We start from the raw sequence: 21570 nt of genomic DNA, 5'->3' as shown, positions 1-21570 counted from the left end.
GCCGGCGCTCACTCCCACGTCGCCGCGTCGGGGTCTATCCCGTGCGCCCGCGCGCTCGCGTCGATGCTCCGCCGCAACCACGACGTCAGGCCGGGGCGGATGTCCTCGTAGTGCGCCGTGAAAGCGGGGTCGGCCTCGTACATGCGGCCCAGGCACACCTGCATCGAGCGCGTGACGGGGAAGAAGGCGCCGATCGCGTCGCGGTGTCGTTCGACGAGGCGGTCGGCCTCGGCGCTGCCGGGCTGCACGCCGGCGTCGAGCGCGGCGCCGAGCTCGAGGTCGACGTCGGTCATCGCCGCGGTCACGTCGCGCCACTGGTCGGGCGTTCGGGTCGCGGCACGCTCGGCGTACTGCTGCCACTGCGGGGTGTGGCCGTAGCGTCGGCGGGCCATCGCGGGCCAGTCCGGGTTCCAGTCGGGCCCGAAGATCACCGCCTGCTCCTCAGCGGTCAGGAGCACGCCGCGCTCGTGCGCCTCGATCATGCGGTCGAGGCCGGTGCGCAGGTGCCGCAGACGGTCGAGGTGCTGCGACACGTCGTCGCGCTGGGTGCGCAGCGCGGCGAGCGGCTCGACCCCCGGCTCGTCGAGCACGGCGCGGATCTGGTCGAGTCCGAGCCCGATCTCGCGGTAGACGATGACGCGGTGCAGGCGCTCGATGTCGGCCGCCGTGTAGAGGCGGTACCCGGCGTCGGTGCGCGACGACGCCGGAGCGAGTCCGATCTCGTCCCAGTGGTGCAGCGTCCGGACCGTGATAGCGAGGCGCGCCGCCGTCTGGCCCACGGTGAGGCCGTCAGCGTCGGTCATCGTCGGCCTTTCGAGGTGCGGTGCCGATCCCGATATCGGCGAGCGCGCGCGCCGCGTCGCTGCCGGGATCGTACGGCTTCGCCGCGGTGACGACGATACGCGCCCGCTCGGGGGTGATGACCTCGATGTCGCGAGTGTTCCACGCGGTGTCGCGCGGACCCGTCACGGCCTCCGGCGCGAGTGCGCGGCAGGCGTCGGCGATCTCGGGCAGCTGGCCGAGGACGGCGGCGATGCTGAAGCTCGCCGCCGGCGCGGCATCCGGAACAGTGTCCGCCGTCACGAGCAGCACGTCCTGGAAGGCCCATCGGCGCAGGTGGACGAGCGTGCCGGGGATGACGAACAGCTCGAAGAACCCGAGCCCCCGCACCCAGAAGTCGGTCGACGTGGCCAGGTCGGTCGTCGGGATGGTGACGAAAGCCGGCATGCCGTAGATGCCGCGATACAGCTCAGGGGCGACGGCATCCGGTGCAGGAGCGGGGACGGGGCTGATGTCGAACGCGTCGTACATGTCGGTCATATGACCACCGTGAGCCCTCACGCCGCGTGAGGGTCAAGTCAGCGCGAGGCGTTGACCCGCGGAAGCAGCAGCGGCGCGGCGATCGCGAACACCACCATCGCGATGCCCCCGACGATCACGCCGAGCATCGGATTGAGGGTGAGCAGGCCGACGACGAAGCCGAGGGCGATGCCGACGAGGGCGCCGGTGGCGGTGTGGGCGAGGGCTGAGACGTCCATGCCTGCGACGCTACGGGCCGTCACGGTCGGCGCGCGTCCCCCGATCGGGTGATATCGGGTCGTCCCGTCGGGGGATCCTCGCGGCTGTCGCGCGGCCCCTGGCGGCCGAGGATGCCGGGCAGACCGCGGCCGCCGCGGGTCGTGACCGCGAGGATGCCCGCGGTCAGGACGAACGCCGCGCTGAGCAGTCCCCAGCCGGCGGGCAGCTGATCGAGCAGGGCGTAGCCCCCGATGCCGCCGACGAAGCGGGTGAGGCGGGTGACGGCGACGGGCAGCGGACCGCCGGCGTAGCGCAGCCGCACGGCGAGGTCGCCGATCGTGCGGCCCGTGACCAGGACGGTCGCCGTGACGGCCGCGAGCGCGGCGTACGAGCCGAACTGGCCCGCGATGTCGGTGCTGATCGCGAGGTCGCGGTTGCCGCTGAAGACGAGGGCGGCCTGGACCGCGACCGACACGAAGACGCCGACGAGGGTGTAGGCCAGCACATCGCAGACCATGCCGAGGATGCGGCGCCGGCGCGTCACCGGCCGCGGCCGATCGGGCGCCGTCGCGGCGGGGCGGCGCGGGACGACGAGGGCGATGAGCGAGCCGAGGACGGCGCCGGTGGTGTTGGTCAGCAGATCGTCGACGTCGAACACGCGGTACGCGCACGGATAGATGCCCCACACGCCGGTCAGCTGCGTCAGCTCGACGACGAGCGAGATGCCGAAACCGAGGAGCAGTGCCGTGAGGATGCCGCGGCGCGCGAGCACGCGGGCGAAGAACCCCAGCGGCAGGAACAGCAGCACGTTGAGCGCGAGCTGCAGCACGGCCGTGTCGGTCGCGAAGGCGCGGGCGCTGCCGCCGGACCGGGTCGCGGCGGCGCGCAGGTCGTCGACGAAGGCGAGCGGGTCGAGGTTCACTCCGGCGCAGCGCAGGGTCGTCGGATCGGGCAGCGGCAGCAGCGTGTACGTCCAGATCGCGAAGAAGTACACCAGCGCCGCGCCCCACAGGACGAGCTGCGCCGCCGTGAGCGATCCGGTGCGGCGGTACTGGATCGCGACGAAGGGCACGAAGAGCACGACGGCCATGAGGGCACCCAGGCCGATCGCGATCGCGCCGAGGAAGACGCTGTCATCCATCCCGCCAGTCTTCCAGAGCCCCGGTTCTGGGCCGTTCGAAGTGTTACCGGTAACATCTGCTCGAGGCGAAGGAGCATCCATGGAGAACGAGTCGGTGGCGCGGGTTCGGGCCGAGGTGGCGTCGTTGCATGCGGAGCTGGTGCGGTACGGGCTGGTCGTGTGGACCGGGGGTAACGTGTCGGGTCGGGTTCCGGGGGCTGATCTTTTCGTGATCAAGCCGTCGGGGGTGTCGTATGACGATCTGGCTCCGGAGAACATGATCGTGTGTGATCTGGACGGCAATGTGGTGCCGGGGACGCCGGGTAGTGATCGGGCTCCCTCGAGTGACACGGCGGCTCATGCGTATGTGTATCGGAACATGCCCGAGGTGGGTGGTGTGGTGCACACGCATTCGACGTATGCGGTGGCGTGGGCGGCGCGGGGTGAGGAGATCCCGTGTGTGATCACGGCGATGGCCGATGAGTTCGGGGGTCCGATTCCGGTGGGCCCGTTCGCGATCATCGGGGATGACTCGATCGGTCGGGGCATCGTGGAGACGTTGCGGGGTCATCGGTCTCGTGCGGTGCTGATGCAGAATCATGGGCCGTTCACGATCGGGTCGAGTGCGAAGGATGCGGTCAAGGCTGCGGTGATGGTCGAGGACGTCGCCCGTACGGTGCACATCGCCCGGCAGGCGGGGGAGTTGATCCCGATCCCGCAGGAATCGATCGACAGGTTGTACGACCGGTACCAGAACGTTTACGGACAGACCACCGACGACCGCCGATAGCGCCCAGCGTCGGCACAGGCGAATCTTCGTATTCTGGATAGCCTGGAGCTTGACGTCAGATGGGGGACGCCATGGCTGCCGTGCAGATCGCGCTGACCGCTGCCGCCGCGGTGCTGCTCGTGTGCATCCTCGCGGGGCTGTGGCGCGCGGTGCGCGGTCCGACTCCCGAAGACCGGCTGACGGCGTTCGTCCTGCTCGGCACGAGCGGCGCGGCGCTGTTCATCGTGCTCGCCTCGGCGCTCGACGTGCCAGCGCTGCGCGACGTCGCGATCACCGTCGTCGCCCTGGCGACAGTCGTGGTGATCGTCTACACCCGCCGGTCGGTGCGCTGATGGATGCCGTCGTGATCGTGCTGCTGCTCGTGGGGTGCGCCTTCGTCGTGGTCGGGACGCTCGGACTGCTGCGCTTTCCGGATCTTCCGACCCGCCTGCACGCCGTCGCGAAGGCCGACAATCTCGGGCTGGGCTTCATCGTCGCCGCCCTGATCGTCGACGCGTTCGCACGCGGCGAGGACGGGATGTCGATCGCCGGTGTCACCGCGAAGCTGCTGCTCATCTGGGTGCTGGCGCTGCTCGGCACCGCGGGCAACTCGCATCTGCTCGCCGGCAGCGAGCGCTTCCACGACGGGGGTGCCCGGTGAGCGGCGCGGCGTCCGGCGCGGGCGAGGTGCTCAAGGTGCTCGACGTGCTCGCGGTCGCGGGTGTCGTGGTCGCGGCGCTCGTGGCGGTGCTCGTGCGCGGGCGAGCGGCGGCGACGACGGCGTTCCTCGTGTTCGGCATTCTGCTCGCGGTGCTCTGGGGGCGCATCGACGCCCCCGACGTCGCGATGGCCGAGGCGGCGCTCGGCGGCGGTGTCGCGGGCGCACTGCTCGTGGACGCCCTGGAACGCCGCCGCCCGGCCGCGCCCGCCGTGTCGGCCGCGTCGTCGCGCTCGCGATGGGCGACGGTCGGCGTCGCCGCCGTCGCGGGCGCCGTCGGGCTCGTCGCGCTGCTGAGCGCCCTGCGTGCGATGAGCGTCGTGCCGGCCGACCTCGCCCAGCAGGCCGTGCAAGCGACCGACCAGGCCGGGGTGTCGCATCCGATCACGGCGGTGCTGCTGAACTACCGCAGCCTCGACACGCTGCTCGAGATCGCCGTGCTCGTCGTCGCGGCGGTGGCGGCCGGGGCGATCGGGCGCGAGCGTCTGCGGCCCGTGCCGCCGGCCGACCCGGTGCGGCGGGCGCTCGCGGTCGTCCTCGTGCCGGTCGTGCTCGTGCTGGCGGTCTGGGTGCTCGTCGCGGGCAGCGTGCAGCCCGGCGGTGCGTTCCAGTCGGGTGCGCTGATCGCCGCCGCCCTCGTGATCGCGCGGCTGTGCGGCTTCTCCTTCGTCACGCCCCGCGCCGGCGTCACGGCAGCCATCGCGGGCGGCAGCCTGCTGGCCTTCGTCGCCCTGGCGGTCGGCGGCCTGCTGGCGACGGGTTCGTGGCTCGGGCTCGATCCCGCGTGGGCCGGCGCGGCGATCCTTGCGATCGAGGCGGTGCTGGCCGTCGGCATCGGCGTGGCCCTCGCGGCGATCTTCTCCGCGGCGGGTGCCGTCGACGAGGCGTCACCGGCGGAGGTGGCGGCATGACCTCGACGCTGCTGTTCCTCGGCGCCGGAGCCGCCGTGTTCGTGGTCGGCGTGGTCGCGCACCTCGTCGTGCGCGACCTCATCCGCCGCATCGTCACGCTCGGGGTCGCCTCGGGCGGCGTGATGCTCGTGCTCCTCGCGATCGCCGACCGCGGGACCGGTGCGCCCGATCCCGTGCCGCAGGCTCTCGTGCTGACGGGCATCGTCGTGATGGCCGCGATCACCGGGCTCGCGCTGGCGCTGGCGCGGCGCGTGGAGGACCCCGAGAACGAGACCGAGATCCGGACCGAGACCGGGGCGGACGCGTGATGCCGCCCGCGCCGGCGGCCCTGGCCGCGCTCGTTCCGCTCGTCGTCTTCGTGCCGCTCGTGGCGGCTGTGGTGTGCGCGATGGTTCCGGTGCGGGCGCGCGGGACGGTCGCGATCGCCGCCACCCTCGCCGGAGGGGTCGTGGTCGGCGTGCTGTGGGCCGGGGTCGCGGCATCCGGGATCGTGCGGGTCGAGCTCGCCGGGTGGGCGGCGCCCCTCGGCATCGCGCTGCAGGTCGACGGCGCGTCGGTCGCGATGCTCGCCCTGACGCACGTCGTGCTGCTCGCTGTGTTCGCGGCGGCGGCCGCCGAGCCGCGCCTGACGGGTTCGGAGGCGTTCTGGCCGCTCGTGCTCTTCGCCGCCGTCGCGATCTCGGGTGTGTTCGTCGCGGCCGACATGTTCTCGGTGTACGTCCTGCTCGAGCTGCTGACCCTCGCCGCCGTGGCCCTCGTGGCCCTGGGCGGTCGGGGCGCATCCGCCGCCGCGCTGCGGTACCTGTTCGTCGCGGTCACGGGGTCGCTGTTCTATCTGCTCGCGGTCGCCCTCGTCTACGGCGAGACCGGGACGCTCGATCTCACGCTGGCCGCCGATCGCCTGACGGATGGCCCCGTCGCGGCCGCCGCGCTCGCACTCGTCACCGTCGGGATGGCCGCCAAGATCGCGCTCTTCCCGCTGCACTCATGGCTGCCGGTCGCCCATCCCGCCGCGCCCGCCGCCGTCAGTGCGCTGCTGTCGGCGCTGGTCATCAAGGCGTCGCTGTTCGTGCTGTGGCGCGTCTACGCCGCGGTCGGCACCGCCATCGACCTCGCCCCGGTGTTCGCGATCGCGACGGCCGCCGCCGGTGCGGCCGGGGTGCTGTGGGGCGGGGTCATGGCGCTGCGCCGCGACCGGCTGAAGACCGTCATCGCGTACTCGACCGTCGCGCAGGTGGGCTACCTCGTGCTCATCCTGCCGCTCATGCTGGCCGATGGCCCGGGCGGCGAAGGCGCCGCGGTCGCGGGATGGAGCGGCGGGGTCGTGCTCGCGATCGCGCACGGTCTCGCGAAGGCGGCGATGTTCCTCGCCGCCGGGGCGCTCGTCGTCGCGTACGGCAGCGACAAGCTGTCGGGACTGCGGGGCGCGCACGCGCGGATGCCGCTCGCGGCGGCGACGATCAGTATCGCCGGCGTCAGCCTCGCGGGTCTGCCGCCGACGCTGGCCTTCGCGGGCAAGTGGCAGCTGCTCGAGTCCTCGCTCGCGCGCGGCGCCTGGTGGTGGGTGGCGGTGCTGCTGGTGGGCGGCCTGCTGACCTTCGCGTACGTCGCGACGATGATCCGCGCGATGTTCGCGCCCCCGGGCGAGGACCCCGCGCCCCCGCACGCGCCGCCGCGGCGGACGGTCTCGGTCGCGGCGTTCTCGCTCGCTGCGGCATCCGTCGTGGTCGGGATCTTCCCGGCGCCCCTCGTCGCGCTGATCGAGGCGGCCGCTCCGCTGGGGGGTGCGCTGTGATCCCCGGATCGACCGTCGTGCCGAGCGTGCTGCCGCTCGTGCTGCTGCTGACCTCGCTCGTGCCGGCGCTGGTGATCTTCGGGTTGCGCGAGGACCAGCGACGGGTGCGCACCGCGCTGAACCTCAGCGGCGCGTTCGTGAAGGCCGCGATCGTGGTGGTGCTCATCCCGGTGGTGCTGTCGGGCGAGAAGCTGCGCTGGTCGTTCGCGTGGATCCCCGGCCTCGAGATCGTCTTCGTCACCGACACGTTCTCGCTCTTCTTCGTCGGGCTGTCGTCGGCGCTGTGGCTCGTGACGACGATCTACGCGATCGGCTACCTGGAGGGCTCGCCCAACCGCAGCCGGTTCTTCGGGTTCTTCAGCCTGTGCGTGACGGCGACGACCGGCATCGCGCTGGCACAGAACCTGTTCACGTTCCTCGTCTTCTTCGAGCTGCTGACGCTCGTGACCTATCCGCTCGTCGCCCACCGCGGTACGCCCGAGGCCATGCGCGGAGCGCGGACCTACCTCGGCTACACGCTCGCGGGCGGGGTCGTGCTGCTGCTGGGCGTGGCGTGGCTGACGCTCGAGGTCGGGCCCGTCGAGTTCGTCGCCGGCGGCATCCCCGCCGTCGCGGAGCTCGCGGCTCGCGACCCGGCGACCGCGACGGTGATCGGCGCGCTGCTGCTGACCGGTGTGAGCGTGAAGGCGGCGCTGTTCCCGCTGCACGGGTGGCTGCCGATCGCGATGGTCGCACCCGCGCCGGTGAGCGCCCTGCTGCACGCGGTGGCGGTGGTCAAGGCCGGGGCGTTCGGGATCATCCGCGTTGTGGAGGACACGTTCGGCTTCGCGCTGTTCGCCGAGCTGGGGCTGCTGCAGGTGCTCGCGGTGGCGGCGGCCGTCACGATCGTCTACGGCTCGCTGCGCGCGCTGACGCAGGACGATCTGAAGAAGCGACTGGCGTACTCGACGGTGTCGCAGGTCGCCTACATCGCGCTCGGGGCCGCGCTGCTGTCGCCGGTGGCGACGGCGGGGGCCATCGTGCACATGGTCAACCAGGGCGTCATGAAGATCACGCTCTTCTTCTGCGCGGGCCTGTTCGCCGAAGAGCTGAAGGTGCATCGGGTCAGCGAGCTGGCCGGGGTGGGGCGGCGGATGCCGCTGACGGCGGCGGCGTTTACGGTGGCCGCCCTCGGCATGATCGGCTTGCCGCCGTTCGCCGGGTTCATCTCGAAGTGGGCGCTCGGGGTCGGCGCGCTCGACGCGGGGCAGCCGTGGGTCGTCGGCGTCCTGATCACGAGCACCGTCCTCAACGCGGGGTACTTCCTGCCGGTGATCATCGCGATGTGGACGCGGCCGGCGGCGATCCCCGCGTCGGAGGAGCGTGCTCCGCGCCTCAGCGAGCGCGGCACGCGCCGCATCGAGGCACCGGCGGCGCTGCTCGTGCCGGCGCTCGTGACGGCCGTGCTCGTGGTGGCGCTGGGGGTCGGGGCCGGGTGGGAGTTCTCACCGTGGTCGCTGGCGCAGTTCATCGCGGACGGAGCGTGGCCGTGATCTGGATCCCCGCCTTCGCCCTGCCGCTCGCGCTCGCCGCGGCCATCGCCGTGCTGAGCGGTGTCGGCGGCGCCCGGGCGCTCGGCTCGCGCCACCTCGTCACGCGGTTCGCCTGGATCGCCGTCGTGCCCGCCGGTGCGGCCGCGCTCGGGGACGGCGCCGAGCGTCACGAGGTGGCGTGGATGCTGCTGGGCACCTCGATCCGGGTCGACGACGTCGGCCGGCCGCTCGTGCTGATGGCCGTCGCGCTCTACGGGCTGGCGCTCGCGTTCGTCGTGCGGTCGAAGGCCGAGCGCCCGCACGTGCTGACGGCCTTCCTGCTGCTGTGCTTCGCCGGGAACATCGCCGTCTTCGTGGCGGACGACCTCGTGACGTTCTACCTGGCGTTCGCGACGATGAGCTTTCTCGGTTACGCGATCGTCGTGCACGACCGCTCGCGCGGGGCTCGTCGGGCCGGCGCGATCTACCTCGTGCTGACGGTGCTCGGCGAGTGCGCCGTGCTCGTGGCGCTGCTGATGCTCGCCGCCGACGGGGTGACGCGGGTGCAGGACGCGCCGGCCGCGGTGGCCGCCTCGCCCGCGGGCGGGCTGATCATCCTGCTGCTGCTCGTCGGGTTCGGGGTCAAGGCCGGCACCGTGCCGCTGCATGTCTGGCTGCCGCTGGCCCATCCCGCCGCCCCGAGTCCCGCGAGCGCCGTGCTGTCGGGGGCGATGCTGAAGGCGGGCGTCGTCGGGTGGCTGCGGTTCCTGCCGCTCGGCGAGGGCGCCGGAGAGCCCGTGTGGGGCGCGGCGTTCCTCGTGCTCGGGCTCGCAGGAGGGCTGGCCGCGGTTCCCGCCGGCATCCTGCAGCGCAACCCGAAGGTCGTGCTCGCGTACAGCTCGATCAGTCAGATGGGCTTCATCGCCGCGCTCGTGGGGGCCGCTCTCGTCGCTCCCGCCGCGGCGCCGGCGTGCATCGCGGCGGTCGTCGTGTACAGCGTGTCGCACGGACTCGTGAAGGGGACGCTGTTCCTCGGTGTGCAGGCGTGGGACACCGAGCGGATGCCGCGGTGGGCGGTGGTCGCGCCGCTCGCGGTCGCCGCCGTGGCGCTCGTCGGAGCACCGCTGACGAGCGGGTTCATCGCGAAGTATGCCGCGAAGGAGGCCGTCGGGGATGTCGTTGTGCCGGTGCTGCCGGGTGTCGGTGTCGGTGTGGGTGTCGGCGACGTGCTGCCCTGGTTCGGTGTCGGGTCGACGCTGCTGATGGCCCGGTTCGCCGTCGTGCTGCTGCGTCGCGAGCGCGCCCCGAAGCCAACGGCGCGGACGCGGGCGTTCGCGTGGGCGGTGCTCTCGGTGGGGGCGGTCGTGCCGGTCGCCGTGCTCGCGGGGGCGCGGCAACCACCGCTGAGCCTGCCGGGGTGGTTCGACCCGTCGGCGTTGTGGGCGCAGTCGTGGCCGCTGCTGCTCGGGCTGGTGCTCGCCGCCGCGGCGTGGGGTTCGGCGCGGCGCTGGTCGCGGCCTGCCCCGAGCGTGCCGCCCGGCGACATCGTCGTCCTCGAGGAGCGCGCGGCGCGCGGGCTCGTGCGCGGGCTGACGGCCGGGTCGGAGGCGTTGGGTCGCGTGCGCGGCGCCGCCGTCGCCCGCATCGTCGCGGGCCCGAAGTCGGGGCTGTTCGTCGAACGGATGCAGCGGGCGATCGGAACCTGGAGCGGCTCGGGCGTCGTGCTGGTGGTCACGCTCGCCGTCGCGCTGTGCGCCGCGGTGTTCTCCGGGTTCTTCGTCGGTGGGGGAGGGGTGCCGTGATCGGGTCGGTGATGGGCTCGGTGGTCGGGCGGGTCGTCGTCATCGCCGCGGTGTGGCTCGCCGCGACCGAGGCGTCGCCGGGAGCCCTGGCTTATGGTGCGGTCGCGGTGCCGCTGGTCGTCGCCGCGTCGTACGTGCTGACCGGGCGCCCACGAGGCGGCCGCGTGCGGTTCGGGGGCCGGGTGCGCGGCATCCTGTGGTGCGTCGAACTGGCCGGGTGGGTGCTGTGGCGCTCCGTGCTCGGCGGGCTCGACGTGGCGCGCCGGGCGCTGTGGCTGCCGCGTCCCGACATCGCGCCGGAATGGTTCTCGTACACGACCGCGCTGGCCACGCCGACCGCGCGCGGGGCGCTCGCGCTGATCGCGAACCTCATGCCGGGCAGCCTCACCGCCCGACTGGACGGCGACCGGCTGGAGGTGCACGCGATCAGCCCGAGCCTCGATGTCGTGGGCTCGCTCGACGCGCTGGAGGGACGCATCGAGCGGATCGAGCGGATGTGGTCAGCTCGGGGGCGGGACGGTCGTGTCGACGTCGTCGCTCGCCTCGGCGATTCCTGACAGGCGCTCGCGCGTCTCGCGCTCGGCGATGATGCCCAGGAAGTCGGTGACCCGGGCGTCGGAGTGGTTCTCGACCGATGCCTCGGCCTCGCGGCGGATGAGGTCGCCGTCGACGTCGGGCAGGCGCTTGCTGACGCGACCGGTGACCTCGTCGACCAGCTCGGCGGAGTCGTAGTCTCTCGTGGGCTTGTCCATGCCGCCATCCTCGATCGATCCGCGGTGCCGGGAAAGCTCTCGCGCGGGCGGCCCGGGCGTGCGAAGATTCGCGCGGCTACGCTGGATGAACGTGACCGATGCAACGAACCCGAACGAAGCGAATCCCGGCAGAGCGAACTCCGAGTGGTACTGGTCGGAGGACGGCATCAACTTCCACACCCGCAAGTGGGTGCGTCCGGAAGACCTCAACGCGAACGGGACGCTGTTCGGCGGCAGCCTGCTGCGCTGGATCGACGAAGAGGCCGCGATCTACGCGATCATCCAGCTCGGCAACTATCGGGTCGTGACCAAGCTCATCTCGGAGATCAACTTCGAGTCGTCGGCGGTGCAGGGCGATCTGATCGAGATGGGGCTCACCGCGACGCATTTCGGGCGCACGTCGCTGACGATGCGCGCCGTCGTGCGCAACATGATCACGCGCAAGCGCATCCTCTCGATCGAGCGGCTCGTGTTCGTGAGCGTCGACGAGGCGGGTCAGCCGATCCCGCACGGATACTCCGCGATCACGTACGACCGTGACCGGATGCCGCGCGAGCACCCGCGCACCGATTCGGTGCGGCTGCCCTGATCAGGGGCGGCCCATGCCGTAGTAGTCCCAGCCGGCGGCGCGCCAGGCGGCGGCATCCAGGCAGTTGCGGCCGTCGACGATCACGCGGCCGGTCGCGAGCGAGGACGCGTGCTCGGGGTCGAGCTGGCGACGGTACTCATCCCACTCGGTCACGACGATGACCGCGTCGGCGGCGCGCAGAGCCTCGTCGCGGTCTTCGACGTAGTTCAGCTGCGGGTGGATGCGGCGGGCGTTCTCGATCGCCTCGGGGTCGGTGACGGTGACCCAGGCGCCGAGGCCGTGCAGGCGGACGGCGACGTCGAGCGCGGGGGAGTCGCGGGTGTCGTCGCTGTGCGGCTTGAAGGCGGCGCCGAGGACGGTGATGTTCTTCTTGAACACCGAGCCGCCGAACGCGCTGACGACGAGGTCGACGGCGCGGTCGCGGCGGCGCATGTTGATCGCGTCGATCTCGCGCAGGAAGGCGACCGACTCGCCGCGGCCGAGCTCTTCGGCGCGGGCCGAGAAGGCGCGGATGTCCTTGGGCAGGCAGCCGCCGCCGAAGCCGATGCCGGCGCCGAGGAAGCGGCGGCCGATGCGGGCGTCGTGGCCGATCGCGTCGGCGAGGGTCGTGACGTCGGCGCCGGTGACCTCGGCGATCTCGGCCATGGCGTTGATGAAGCTGATCTTCGTCGCGAGGAAAGCGTTGGCGGCGACCTTGACGAGCTCCGCGGTGGCCAGGTCGGTGACGATGAACGGCGTGTTCTTCGCGACCGAGGGGTGGTACACCTCGCGCAGGATGTCGGCGGCGCGCTCGCCCTCGGCACCCGCGGGGACGCCCGCGACGAGGCGATCGGGGTCGATCGTGTCTTGCACGGCCCAGCCCTCGCGCAGGAACTCCGGGTTCCAGACGAGGGTCGCGCCGGTGGGGGTGACGCGCTCGGCGAGGGTGGCGGCCGTGCCGACGGGGACGGTCGACTTGCCCGCGACGATGTCGCCCTCGGCGAGGTGCGGGATGAGGGCGTCGACGGCGGCGTTGACGTACGTGAGGTCGGCCGCGTCGCCGTCCTTCTTCTGCGGGGTGCCGACGCCGATGAAGTGGACCTGGGCGCCGGCGGCATCCGCCATGTCGGTCGAGAAGCGCAGGCGACCCGAGGCGAGCGCCTCGCTGAGGATGTCTTGCAGGCCGGGCTCGAAGAACGGGGCCTCGCCGCGCGAGAGCGAGGCGATCTTGCGCTCGTCGACGTCGATGCCGACGACCTCGTGCCCGATGGAGGCCATCGCCGCGGCGTGGACCGCGCCGAGGTAGCCGCAGCCGATGACGGACAGACGCATGGTGCTCTCTTTCCGCGAACCCGGGGAGGGTCGACGTCTCTTCATACCAACTTCATGCGACGCGCGTGTAAACGCGGGTGCGAATCGCGACCGCGGGCGTGATGAGCGGGTGTGTGATCAGCGGGTGAGGAGCGCCGCGGCGGCGAGGGCGATCGCGCCGAGTGCGACGAGCGCGAGGCCGACGTAGACCCAGCGAGGGCTGGATCCCGGTGGGCGAGTGGGTGCTGCGTTCACGCGACGGCGGCGGCGTCGACGACTGGCCATCATGCTGTCCCCCTTCAAAATGCGAAAGTCCCAGGTGCTCACGGCGGTGTGTCCTGGAACTCACCGCCCACTGTAGGTGATCCGGGATGCGCCGTGTTGCGGCATCCGGCCCCCGGCGTTCGGCACGCGCGTAGCCTCGATGCATGTCCGAGCCTGCGCTTTCGACGTCGCCTTCGCTTTCGCTGTCGCACGAGTTCGCCGATGCGCTGCCGAGCATGGCGGTGCGGTGGCCGGCGGATGCAGCGCCAGATCCGCGGCTGCTCGTGCTGAACGAGTCGCTTGCCGAGGAGCTCGGGCTCGACGTGGCGTTTCTGCGGAGCGAGCTCGGCGTGCGGACGCTCGTCGGGGTCGCGGTGCCGCCGGGCGCGACGCCGGTGGCGCAGGCGTACTCGGGGCACCAGTTCGGCGGTTTCTCGCCGCGGCTTGGTGACGGTCGTGCGCTGCTGCTCGGTGAGCTGCGGGCGCCGGACGGTTCGCTGCGCGACCTGCACCTGAAGGGGTCGGGTCCGACGCCGTTCGCTCGTGCGGGCGACGGGCTGGCCGCGGTGGGGCCGATGCTGCGCGAGTACCTGATGAGCGAGGCGATGCACGCGCTGGGGATTCCGACGACGCGGTCGCTCGCCGTCGTCGCGACGGGGCGCGAGGTGCAGCGCGAGTCTGCGCTGCCGGGTGCGGTGCTCGCGCGGGTCGCCGCGAGCCACCTGCGGGTGGGGAGTGTGGAGTTCGCTCGTGCGACGGGTGACATCGAGCTGCTGCGTGCGGTGGTCGACTACGCGATCGCGCGGCATCACCCGGAGGTGGCGGACGACGCGGTGCCGGCGCTCGGGCTGTTCCGCGCGGTGGTCGCGGCGCAGGCGGATCTCGTGGCGCGGTGGATGCTCGTCGGGTTCGTGCATGGCGTGATGAACACCGACAACATGACGCTGTCGGGCGAGACGATCGACTACGGGCCGTGCGCGTTCATGGATGCGTACGACCCGGCGACCGTGTTCAGCTCGATCGACCTGCAGGGACGGTACGCGTACGGCAATCAGCCGTACATCGCGGAATGGAACCTCGCGCGTCTCGCCGAGGCGATGCTGCCGCTGTTCGACGACGAGCTGGAGCGTGCCGTCGAGCTGGCGCAGGAGGCGCTGGCGACGTTCCGGCCGCTGTTCGCCGAGGCGCGTGCGGCGGGGATGCGGCGCAAGCTCGGGCTCGTCGGTGCGGACGGTTCTGCGGTGGGGGTCGCTGATGAGGACGTCGAGGCGCTCGCCGGTGAGTTCCACGATCTGCTGGCGCGCACTCGTGCGGATTACACGTCGTCGTTCCGGGCGCTCTCGAGCGCCGCGCGCGGTGATGCGGCGACGCTCGAGCTCGCGGTGGGCGCGTCGGACGCGCTCGGGGCGTGGGTCGAGCGGTGGCGGTCGTTCGGGCCGGATGCCGAGGTGATGGATGCCGCAAACCCGATCTACGTTCCGCGGAACCACCTCGTGGAAGAGGCGCTGGCGGCGGCGACATCCGGTGATCTCGAGCCGCTGCGCTGGCTGACGATCGTGCTGTCGACGCCGTTCACCGAGCGGTCGGGGGCGCAGCGGTATGCCGAGCCCGCGACGGCGGACTTCATCGCCGGGTACCGGACTTTCTGCGGGACCTGACACGCGGTTCTCAGAGGTCTCATCAGCTGCCCGCTTAGCGTGCTGGGATGAGCAAGCTCAATCGTCTGATCGGTATGGCCTCGAAGGCGCTCGGCGACAAGAACGGTTCCGGTTCGGCTGGCGCGAGCGGGTCGGACTGGCGGTCGGTCGTGCGCAGCGCTGCGGATGCGTTGACCGGTGATGCGCGTGACGCGGGTCGGCCGGGGGCCGGGGCAGGGGTGGGCGCCGGGACCAGTGCGCCGGCGCGGGGGCCGGTGGGGCTGACTCCGCCCGCTTCGGGCGCTCGCGCTGCGGCCGGGGGTGGGCTGACGGACGCGGATCGCGCGGCGATCGCCCGATACGACTACCTCGTGAAGACGGCGGACCCGACGCGGCTCGAGCAGATCCATCGCGACGCGTTCGCGCAGCTGACGTCGGCGCAGCGTGCCGAGGTCGAGCAGCGGCTGTCGAGCGGCCTTCCGCCGCATGAACGACCTCGCTCGGCGGAGCCCGAGCACCTCGCTCGTGCGGCGACGCGCGCGGAGATGATGCGGCCGGGTTCGCTGCGCGGCGTGCTCGCGCGCGTGCGGGGCATCGGCGGCGGTGCCGGCGGCGGCGCGCGGTCTGGTGCGCTCGCCGGTGTGGGTGCGGGTGTCGGCGTCGCTGCGGCGGGCGGGCTGCTGGCCGCGGTCGCGGGTGGTGCCGTGGTCAGCGCCGTCGCGGCGCCGCTGCTCGAGCAGGCCGCGGGCCTGGTCGACTTCGATGCGATCGCGTCGGGCATCGATCCCGAGACCCTGGTGTCGGGCTTCGACGCTGAGGCGCTGACCGGTGGGCTGGGCGAGCAGGTGTCGGGCGCCGCCGATCACGTGTCGGGCTTCGGTGAGCAGCTGTCGAACTTCGAGCTGCCGAACCTGGGCGACCTGTTCGGGCGCTGACCGCGGGTGCCCCCTCCCGCGGGAGGGGGCGGCGGGGCTCAGGGCACCTTGTCGCCGGCGGCCTGGATGAGTCCGTACCACTCGGCGCGGGTGAGCGGGATGTCGCTGCCCTCGGCGGCATCCGCGACGCGCTGCGGGTTCGTGGTGCCGAGCACCACCTGCATGCCGGCGGGGTGGCGGGTGATCCAGGCGGTGGCGATCGCCGTGGGCGTGACGCCGTACTTCGCGGCGAGCTCGTCGAGCTTGGCGTTGAGCTCGGGATACTCCTCGGCGCCGAAGATGACCCCGTCGAAGAAGCCCTTCTGGAAGGGCGACCAGGCCTGGAGGGTGATGCCGTTGATGCGCGAGTAGTCGACCAGGCCGCCGCCGTCGCGGGTGATGGAGTCGTCTTCGCCGGCCATGTTCGAGGCGAGGCCCTGCGCGATGATCGTCGAGTGCGTGATCGACAGCTGCACCTGGTTGGCGACGAGCGGCTGCGTCACCGCCGTCTTGAGCAGGTCGATCTGGCGGGGCGTGTGGTTCGAGACGCCGAAGGCGCGGACCTTGCCGGATGACTCGAGGTGGTCGAACGCGCGGGCGACCTCGTCGGGCTCGACGAGAGCGTCGGGGCGGTGGAGCAGCAGGATGTCGATGCGGTCGGTGCCGAGCGCTTCGAGCGACTCCTCGGCCGAGGCGACGATGTGCTCGTAGGAGTGGTCGAAGTGCCACTCGTCGGTCATGATGCCGGTCTTGGTCTGCAGGGTGATCTCGTCGCGCTCGGATGCCGAGAGGTTGAGCGCTTCGGTGAAGCGTCGCTCGCAGGCGTGGCGGGTCGAGCCGTAGATGTCGGCGTGGTCGAAGAAGTCGACGCCCACCGCGCGCGAGCTGTCGTAGAGGGCGCGGATGTCGGCATCGGAGAGCTCTTCGATGCGCATCATGCCGGCGACGACATTGGGGACCTGAATGTTGCTTCGACCGAGGGGGACGTGGCGCATGATTCTCCGTTGACTCAGGGCGGGGTCGGTGCCGGGATGTTCCGGTGCCGGGTTCGTTCTCAGTATTGCGGCAGTCGCGAGGGGGCGGGGCCGCTCGATCGCGGGCGGTCCGTGCCACGATGGGCGCGTGCCCGTCGTCGAGTCGCGTTGCGTCGTTCCTGTTCCCGTCGAGGTGGCGTTCGCGGTGTCGCAGACGCAGGGCGAGGCGCGGAAGCGGTGGGATCCGTTCATCCGCCGCAGCACCTGATCGACGCGGACCGGCCGGCGAAGGGTGTGCGGACGTTCACGGTGCAGCGGTTCGGTCTGCGGATGGAGAGCGAGTACGTCTCGTACATCCCGCCGTCGAACGTCGGGATGAAGATGACGCGCGGGTCGTGGTTCTTCGAGCGGATGGGTGGCGGCTGGCGGTTCACCGCGGTCGAGGGCGATGCGTCGAGCACGCTGGCGGTGTGGCGATACAACTTCACGTGTCGTCCTCGGTGGTTGGCTCCGGTCGCGGAGCGCGTGGGGCAGTTCCTGCTGCAGCGTGACATCGACCGTCGGATTGCCGGTTTCGCGCGCGGGTGCGTGGATCCTCTTGTTCTGGCAGAGGCGGAGCGCATTCGGGCGGCGTGAGAGCCGGGAGTGCGGACGAGCCAGAGGGCAGCGGAGGGGGTTCGATGTGTGGCGCGGGCCGGGAGGGGGCCGCGTGTCAGAAGGGTGGTGGGTCGTCCGGTGGCCCGCCGGAATCGCCTGGTTGCCCGGGTGGTGCGCTGGCCGACTCGGGGACGAAGCACACGCTCGGAACGGGAACGTCCTCGCGATAGACCCGACCCAGGGGTGAGATCCACTCGAGGACTCCGCCGCCGAGTTGCCGGACGTTCCAGTTGGTGAATTGCTTCATCGAGTGGTGTCGTTGGCAGAGGTGGGCGAGGTTGTAGATGTGGGTGTGGCCGCCGAGGGCGTGGTCGATGGTGTGGTCGATCTCGCAGCGGATCGCAGCGCGGCGGCATCCGGGGAATCGGCAGTGCTGGTCGCGGGCTTGTAGGAGGCGTCGCATCGAGGCGGTGGGCCGGTAGGTGTCGGTCTCGACCGGGGTGCGGGTGACGGGGTCGATGAAGAGGCGGTCCCACGTGGCGCTGCGCGCGGCGACCTCGCGGGCGGTGTCGGCGTCGATGAGCGATGCGCCCGCGGCCTCGGCCGGTGCGTCGTCGACGCCGGTGAGCGTGTCTGCGGTGACGACGACCTGCACGCGCGCACGGATCGCCCCGAGCGGGCTGGCAGCGTCGGTGCCGTAGGTGGGATCGACGACCGGCGCACCGCCGAGCAGCAGGTCGCTGAGTGCGTCGGCGCGGAGCTGGTCCATCGTGCGCAGGTCGGGGTCGCCCGCGTCGACGGCGGCGGAGGCGTGTAGCCCGAACGCTTCGCCCGCGGCATCCGTCGAGTGGGTGGCATTCGGGTCGGCCGGTGCACTCTGGCGGGCGTCTTTGACGGACTGGGCCATGGCGGTCAGGCGGTCGTGGATGCCGGTGGCGATGAGCACCGGCAACGTCGCGGCGAGCTCGGACATGCCGTCGTCGCCGTGGGTGACCCACACGCCGCGCTTGGCGGCGGCGGTGAGGTGGCGCTCGGTGAAGGACTCGGGGCGCAGGCGGGCGGCGAGATTGCGCAGGGGCTCGCGCACGCGCGATGCGATATCTCGCTCGCAGATCGCGATCGCGGCCTGCTCGTACTCGGGGCGTAGGTCGTCGCCGATACCGCATCCCATCCGCACGACCAGGTCGACGTGCTCGCGGGTGACCCGCCGGGCCTGCCACGCGTCAAACACCGCGGGGTAGTCGTCGACGATGGTGAGGGCGTTGTCGATCTCGTTTTGCGCGCGACGATCGTGCGAGCGCCGCAGGCCCGCGACCTCTGCCGCGATCGACCGCATCTCCATGTCGGAGTTCATGCCGCGCGGGCGGGTCGTGGTCTGCGCTGCGCGCTGCAACGCCGCTCGACCCGCATCGGCGAGCACCCGGGTCAACTCGATCTGTGCGGCATGCAGGACGTCATCGGCCGCAGTCAGCCGGTCGATGATGCTCGCGTACGGTGACTCGAACGACGCGGCATCCCGGTCGTCGAACTCATCGCCTGTCGTCTGCATGTTCCCATTTTGCCAAGTGGGTACGACACTCAGGTCGAAGATCAGAACGAATGGGGATAAGTCGTCGTCGGTGGCGGAGGGGGAGGAGCGACTTCGCCCGGAGGCCGGGGAGCCGCTAGCGCGGGGCAGTGACGACGTCGACCACGTCACCGATGTCTTTGCCGAGCGCCCTCCGTACCTTCGCGTTGAGCGACACCATGTGCCCGCCAGTGCCGGTCACCATCGCGCCGACGTGCCGCGCGGCGGATTCGAGCTCAAGATGTCTGGGATGCACAGGTGAGGCGGGTTCACGTCTTCTCTGGCATACGTGACGCAGGGGAGCGCGATACGCACAATTCGGGCGGCAGTGAGGCGTGAATGGGTGCGAGGGTTGATCGTCAGCTCAACGGAAGGCTTGGCCCGAGTCCCCGCGTGATCGGGGTGTGAGGGCCCGGTACCCGCGCGACCTGCCCCCGCCCCCCCGCGCAAGCGTGAGCGACTCCGCTTGAGCACTTCGTCGACGTTTTGAGCCCCACACCGTCGCGAACGTAGGTTGTCAAGGTCGAAAAGACATTGCTCAGACGAATGTACTACGAAGCGGCTCGTGCGGCGTGGGGAAATCAGGACCGCTCGCTCGAGGCTCTGATTCCGCTTTTCTATCTTGTGAGACTGAGGCGCCTACGAGGCATACAGCGAACGCGAGAACTAGGTCACGGCCCGTCAGATAGGGGGAGAAGAAGAGATCCCAAAGCGAGCACGTAAGGAGAAAAGTGAACCCCAAGCTGCCGGTTATGAGTGAACGATTCGGGCGTAGTGCGCGCGCAAAAGCTATCACCATGACGATGCCGACGATCAATCCCAGGGCGCCGCCCACGATCCAGAACTCCATGATGGCGGAGTGAGCGCTAACCGCACCAGATGACGGGTTTATCCATGTGCGCAGCGTCGCGTCATTGACTGCGACACCGAGCTCCTGAGCAAACCCGGTCGCTCGATTCAGGATATCCGTGTCTGCTTGGGGCGTCATACCAGATCCGAGGACAGGACTCTCTAGGGCAGCGGATAGAGAGACTGGGAGTTCTGACCGGCCACCCAAGATCACATTCGATGACCGCTCTTGATTCTGCGCGAATGAGCGTTGCAATGTGGCGCCCAGGGCACCGTCTTCCGCGAGTTGAGGCACGCTCGATATCAGCACTTGGGCGATGGCTAGGAAGGCGCCGGCGCACAGAAAGAGCGCGGTGCGAGACAGCTGCTGCCTGCGGCGCGCAACCGACCAGATCACCAAGGCGGCAATCAGGATCAGCGCCATCGTCCTGTGAGCGAAGAAAAGTGCGGTGATTGCAAGCGTTGCCACGCAGAAACCCGCCAATAGGCTACCCCTTTTCGTGCTGTCGACGAACAGAAGTACCATCAGACACACGGGGAACGCGAGAGCGTACTTCCAAGTCGCTTCTGGCGAACCTGTGTTCGCTGTCTGCAGCCAAAGTGCACCGATGCCGATTGCTATGCCGGCCGTCATGCTTTGCCAGGTGCAACGCCAGATCGTCTTCCATGCGACGAGCGCCCCCGTGTAGACAAGTAGACGAAAGGGTTGAGACGTTGGAATGCTAGATACGGCGGCACCGTTCACGATGATTGCGACGCTGGCACCTCCGACTCCAGCGAGGAATAGAAGAATCCAGGGTTGATACTCTCGGCGGCTGGCGATCAACGGGCCTAGGAATGCGATACATAAAAGCCCAAAGGCAAAAAGCAGCGGCGTACCCGGGCCGGGGATGCGGATCGCTATGAGGCTGGCAAGAACTGCTGCCAATGCGAGGTCGCGCCAGGGGGGTGTCGCGTGAGCGCGGGCGCGTACAGGTGTCATTGGGGTCGCACCTTCCTCATGACGAGGTTGAACAAGCGAGGCGACAATTTAAGAGATCCCGCGAGCAGGACTGACTTTCCGCTCGCGGCGCTTCGACTAAATGCAATCAGATCGCGCCACCGATAGGTTGCGTCGCGCTGCGAAACGGAGCCCTTGATTCGTGCGAGAGTGAGTGCATCGCTCACAGCATTACGCGACCAAAATGCCCGTTCGGCGCGTTTGACTCGCGGCGACGCGCTGTTCGCAACCAATATCTCGAGCTCTTCACGCTTCTGGGCCTGCGACGAGAGCACGGTTGCGGTGTAGTGCGCGGCGTTGGTGAGCGAGCCCCGGCGCTGCCGATAGCCGTAAGCCGCGATCGGTGACGTGCGCACTCTTCGCACTGTGGGGAGGTAAGTTGCCATCGTTTGCGCTTCTTCTCGCGTTCTCCGCGACGACAAGTGCGGAAGTATCTCGTGACGCGGCAGGATCTTGTCCCACATCAGCTGCGACATGGTTCCTCTGAGGTACGACACGATCACGTCCTCATTGTCACGAAGCTTGCCGGGACGGAACCGCACCCCCGCCATTGGGTTGCCGATGTCGTCCAGCCGCTCAAATTGGAAGAAGTACCCGAACTCATGGTCGCGCAGCTGCGCGGCCATTGCGAGGGCGGTCGCTACAGCGGGACGCGTCACCACATCGTCTCCGTCCACAAACCATATGCAACGCCCCCGAGCGAGCTGCGCCCCCAGCTTGCGGGCCTCTCCTACCCCGCTATTGATGGATGTGCTACGCACGATACCCGGGAGCCGCAGTTCAGCGATTAGCTGTCTTGCGCGTTCGGCCGTATCGTCTGTCGAGCAGTCGTCGACGACGACAACCTCGAAGCGCTCCTCGCCGTGGCCGCTGATCGATATCGAACGCAAGCACTGCTGGATCGGAACAGTTAGGTTATACGCTGGAACAACGATTGACAGCATAGGTGCAACGAGGTCAGCGTTCTCGTCGGATGAGCGGTTGTGGAACACG

Annotated in this window: 24 protein-coding genes and 1 pseudogene; 13 read left to right on the top strand and 12 right to left on the bottom strand. The window is 70.4% G+C overall.

Translation table 11 applies throughout. From position 1 onward, the window contains the following. Positions 1 to 8: 8 nt before the first annotated feature. Genes JOF37_RS07040 through JOF37_RS07025 form a run of 4 tightly spaced genes read right to left on the bottom strand, consistent with a single transcriptional unit; the run spans position 9 to position 2659 of the window. The gene (locus tag JOF37_RS07040) at positions 9 to 803 is read right to left on the bottom strand and encodes a MerR family transcriptional regulator (protein WP_210006199.1); all 795 of its coding nucleotides are present in this window, start codon (positions 801 to 803) and stop codon (positions 9 to 11) included. After that, positions 790 to 1320, bottom strand: a complete 531-nt coding sequence (locus tag JOF37_RS07035) for a VOC family protein (protein WP_210006198.1) — start codon at positions 1318 to 1320, stop codon at positions 790 to 792. The genes JOF37_RS07040 and JOF37_RS07035 overlap by 14 nt, the downstream gene beginning before the upstream one ends. Positions 1321 to 1358: 38 nt before the next feature. Then, positions 1359 to 1538: a hypothetical protein gene (locus tag JOF37_RS07030; RefSeq protein WP_210006197.1), complete on the bottom strand. Its 180-nt coding sequence runs from the start codon at positions 1536 to 1538 to the stop codon at positions 1359 to 1361. A gap of 20 nt (positions 1539 to 1558) precedes the next feature. Further along, the gene (locus JOF37_RS07025) at positions 1559 to 2659 is read right to left on the bottom strand and encodes a VanZ family protein (protein WP_210006196.1); all 1101 of its coding nucleotides are present in this window, start codon (positions 2657 to 2659) and stop codon (positions 1559 to 1561) included. A gap of 79 nt (positions 2660 to 2738) precedes the next feature. Here JOF37_RS07025 and JOF37_RS07020 point away from each other — a divergent pair, with 79 nt between their 5' ends. From JOF37_RS07020 to JOF37_RS06980, 9 genes are all read left to right on the top strand, one after another. Next, the gene (locus tag JOF37_RS07020; RefSeq protein ID WP_210006195.1) at positions 2739 to 3428 is read left to right on the top strand and encodes an L-ribulose-5-phosphate 4-epimerase; all 690 of its coding nucleotides are present in this window, start codon (positions 2739 to 2741) and stop codon (positions 3426 to 3428) included. Between the two features lie 71 nt (positions 3429 to 3499). Beyond that, entirely contained in the window at positions 3500 to 3760 is a 261-nt protein-coding gene (locus tag JOF37_RS07015) for an MrpF/PhaF family protein (RefSeq protein ID WP_210006194.1), read from the top strand. Then, positions 3760 to 4068 carry a cation:proton antiporter gene (locus JOF37_RS07010; RefSeq protein ID WP_210006193.1) on the top strand — a complete coding sequence of 103 codons (309 nt, stop codon included), beginning with the start codon at positions 3760 to 3762 and terminating at the stop codon, positions 4066 to 4068. The genes JOF37_RS07015 and JOF37_RS07010 overlap by 1 nt, the downstream gene beginning before the upstream one ends. Further along, the gene (locus tag JOF37_RS07005) at positions 4065 to 5036 is read left to right on the top strand and encodes a hydrogenase subunit MbhD domain-containing protein (protein ID WP_210006192.1); all 972 of its coding nucleotides are present in this window, start codon (positions 4065 to 4067) and stop codon (positions 5034 to 5036) included. The genes JOF37_RS07010 and JOF37_RS07005 overlap by 4 nt, the downstream gene beginning before the upstream one ends. Continuing rightward, a complete protein-coding gene (locus JOF37_RS07000; protein ID WP_210006191.1) occupies positions 5033 to 5344 on the top strand; it encodes an NADH-quinone oxidoreductase subunit K in 312 nt (103 codons plus the stop codon). Before JOF37_RS07005 ends, JOF37_RS07000 begins: the two co-directional genes overlap by 4 nt. Then, positions 5344 to 6831 carry a complex I subunit 5 family protein gene (locus JOF37_RS06995; protein ID WP_210006190.1) on the top strand — a complete coding sequence of 496 codons (1488 nt, stop codon included), beginning with the start codon at positions 5344 to 5346 and terminating at the stop codon, positions 6829 to 6831. The genes JOF37_RS07000 and JOF37_RS06995 overlap by 1 nt, the downstream gene beginning before the upstream one ends. After that, positions 6828 to 8363: a complex I subunit 5 family protein gene (locus tag JOF37_RS06990; protein ID WP_271174980.1), complete on the top strand. Its 1536-nt coding sequence runs from the start codon at positions 6828 to 6830 to the stop codon at positions 8361 to 8363. The genes JOF37_RS06995 and JOF37_RS06990 overlap by 4 nt, the downstream gene beginning before the upstream one ends. After that, positions 8360 to 10144, top strand: a complete 1785-nt coding sequence (locus JOF37_RS06985; RefSeq protein WP_210006189.1) for a complex I subunit 5 family protein — start codon at positions 8360 to 8362, stop codon at positions 10142 to 10144. Before JOF37_RS06990 ends, JOF37_RS06985 begins: the two co-directional genes overlap by 4 nt. Continuing rightward, a complete protein-coding gene (locus JOF37_RS06980; protein WP_210006188.1) occupies positions 10141 to 10701 on the top strand; it encodes a Na+/H+ antiporter subunit E in 561 nt (186 codons plus the stop codon). The genes JOF37_RS06985 and JOF37_RS06980 overlap by 4 nt, the downstream gene beginning before the upstream one ends. On the opposite strand, the gene JOF37_RS06975 is transcribed toward JOF37_RS06980, so the two are convergent. Beyond that, on the bottom strand, positions 10645 to 10896 hold the full coding sequence (locus JOF37_RS06975) for a three-helix bundle dimerization domain-containing protein (protein WP_210006187.1): 252 nt from the start codon (positions 10894 to 10896) through the stop codon (positions 10645 to 10647). The genes JOF37_RS06980 and JOF37_RS06975 overlap by 57 nt on opposite strands. Before the next feature lie 166 nt (positions 10897 to 11062). On the opposite strand from JOF37_RS06975, the gene JOF37_RS06970 reads away from it, so the two are divergent. Beyond that, positions 11063 to 11485 carry an acyl-CoA thioesterase gene (locus JOF37_RS06970; protein ID WP_271174983.1) on the top strand — a complete coding sequence of 141 codons (423 nt, stop codon included), beginning with the start codon at positions 11063 to 11065 and terminating at the stop codon, positions 11483 to 11485. Here the strand turns inward: JOF37_RS06970 and JOF37_RS06965 are convergent, their stop codons facing one another. Next, positions 11486 to 12796, bottom strand: coding sequence for a UDP-glucose dehydrogenase family protein (locus tag JOF37_RS06965; protein ID WP_210006185.1), 1311 nt, complete (start codon positions 12794 to 12796; stop codon positions 11486 to 11488). 117 nt (positions 12797 to 12913) lie between these two features. Next, entirely contained in the window at positions 12914 to 13063 is a 150-nt protein-coding gene (locus JOF37_RS06960; protein ID WP_210006184.1) for a hypothetical protein, read from the bottom strand. Between the two features lie 140 nt (positions 13064 to 13203). Between JOF37_RS06960 and JOF37_RS06955 the strand changes: the two genes are divergently transcribed. After that, positions 13204 to 14697, top strand: coding sequence for a protein adenylyltransferase SelO (locus JOF37_RS06955; protein WP_210006183.1), 1494 nt, complete (start codon positions 13204 to 13206; stop codon positions 14695 to 14697). A gap of 47 nt (positions 14698 to 14744) precedes the next feature. Next, on the top strand, positions 14745 to 15611 hold the full coding sequence (locus JOF37_RS06950; protein ID WP_210006182.1) for a cation-transporting ATPase: 867 nt from the start codon (positions 14745 to 14747) through the stop codon (positions 15609 to 15611). Between the two features lie 38 nt (positions 15612 to 15649). On the opposite strand, the gene JOF37_RS06945 is transcribed toward JOF37_RS06950, so the two are convergent. Beyond that, a complete protein-coding gene (locus tag JOF37_RS06945; RefSeq protein WP_210006181.1) occupies positions 15650 to 16585 on the bottom strand; it encodes an aldo/keto reductase in 936 nt (311 codons plus the stop codon). 127 nt (positions 16586 to 16712) lie between these two features. On the opposite strand from JOF37_RS06945, the pseudogene JOF37_RS06940 reads away from it, so the two are divergent. Next, positions 16713 to 17200, top strand: a pseudogene (locus JOF37_RS06940) (SRPBCC family protein). 76 nt (positions 17201 to 17276) lie between these two features. Here the strand turns inward: JOF37_RS06940 and JOF37_RS06935 are convergent. The 4 genes from JOF37_RS06935 to JOF37_RS06920 all read right to left on the bottom strand — a co-directional run bounded on the left by JOF37_RS06935 (position 17277) and on the right by JOF37_RS06920 (position 21569). Then, on the bottom strand, positions 17277 to 18710 hold the full coding sequence (locus JOF37_RS06935; RefSeq protein WP_245338114.1) for an HNH endonuclease signature motif containing protein: 1434 nt from the start codon (positions 18708 to 18710) through the stop codon (positions 17277 to 17279). A 115-nt stretch (positions 18711 to 18825) separates the two neighbouring features. Next, positions 18826 to 18933, bottom strand: coding sequence for a DUF1905 domain-containing protein (locus JOF37_RS15825; RefSeq protein ID WP_210007705.1), 108 nt, complete (start codon positions 18931 to 18933; stop codon positions 18826 to 18828). A gap of 333 nt (positions 18934 to 19266) precedes the next feature. After that, positions 19267 to 20559, bottom strand: a complete 1293-nt coding sequence (locus tag JOF37_RS06925; RefSeq protein ID WP_210006180.1) for an O-antigen ligase family protein — start codon at positions 20557 to 20559, stop codon at positions 19267 to 19269. Further along, complete coding sequence (locus JOF37_RS06920; RefSeq protein ID WP_271174981.1) at positions 20556 to 21569, bottom strand: glycosyltransferase family A protein; 1014 nt, start codon at positions 21567 to 21569, stop codon at positions 20556 to 20558. The genes JOF37_RS06925 and JOF37_RS06920 overlap by 4 nt, the downstream gene beginning before the upstream one ends. Position 21570 lies beyond the last annotated feature (1 nt).

The organism is Microbacterium imperiale (assembly GCF_017876655.1).
GTDB classification, from domain to species: Bacteria; Actinomycetota; Actinomycetes; order Actinomycetales; family Microbacteriaceae; genus Microbacterium; species Microbacterium imperiale.
Note: the sequence above shows the minus strand (reverse complement) of the source record. Positions and strands in the feature narration are given on the sequence as shown.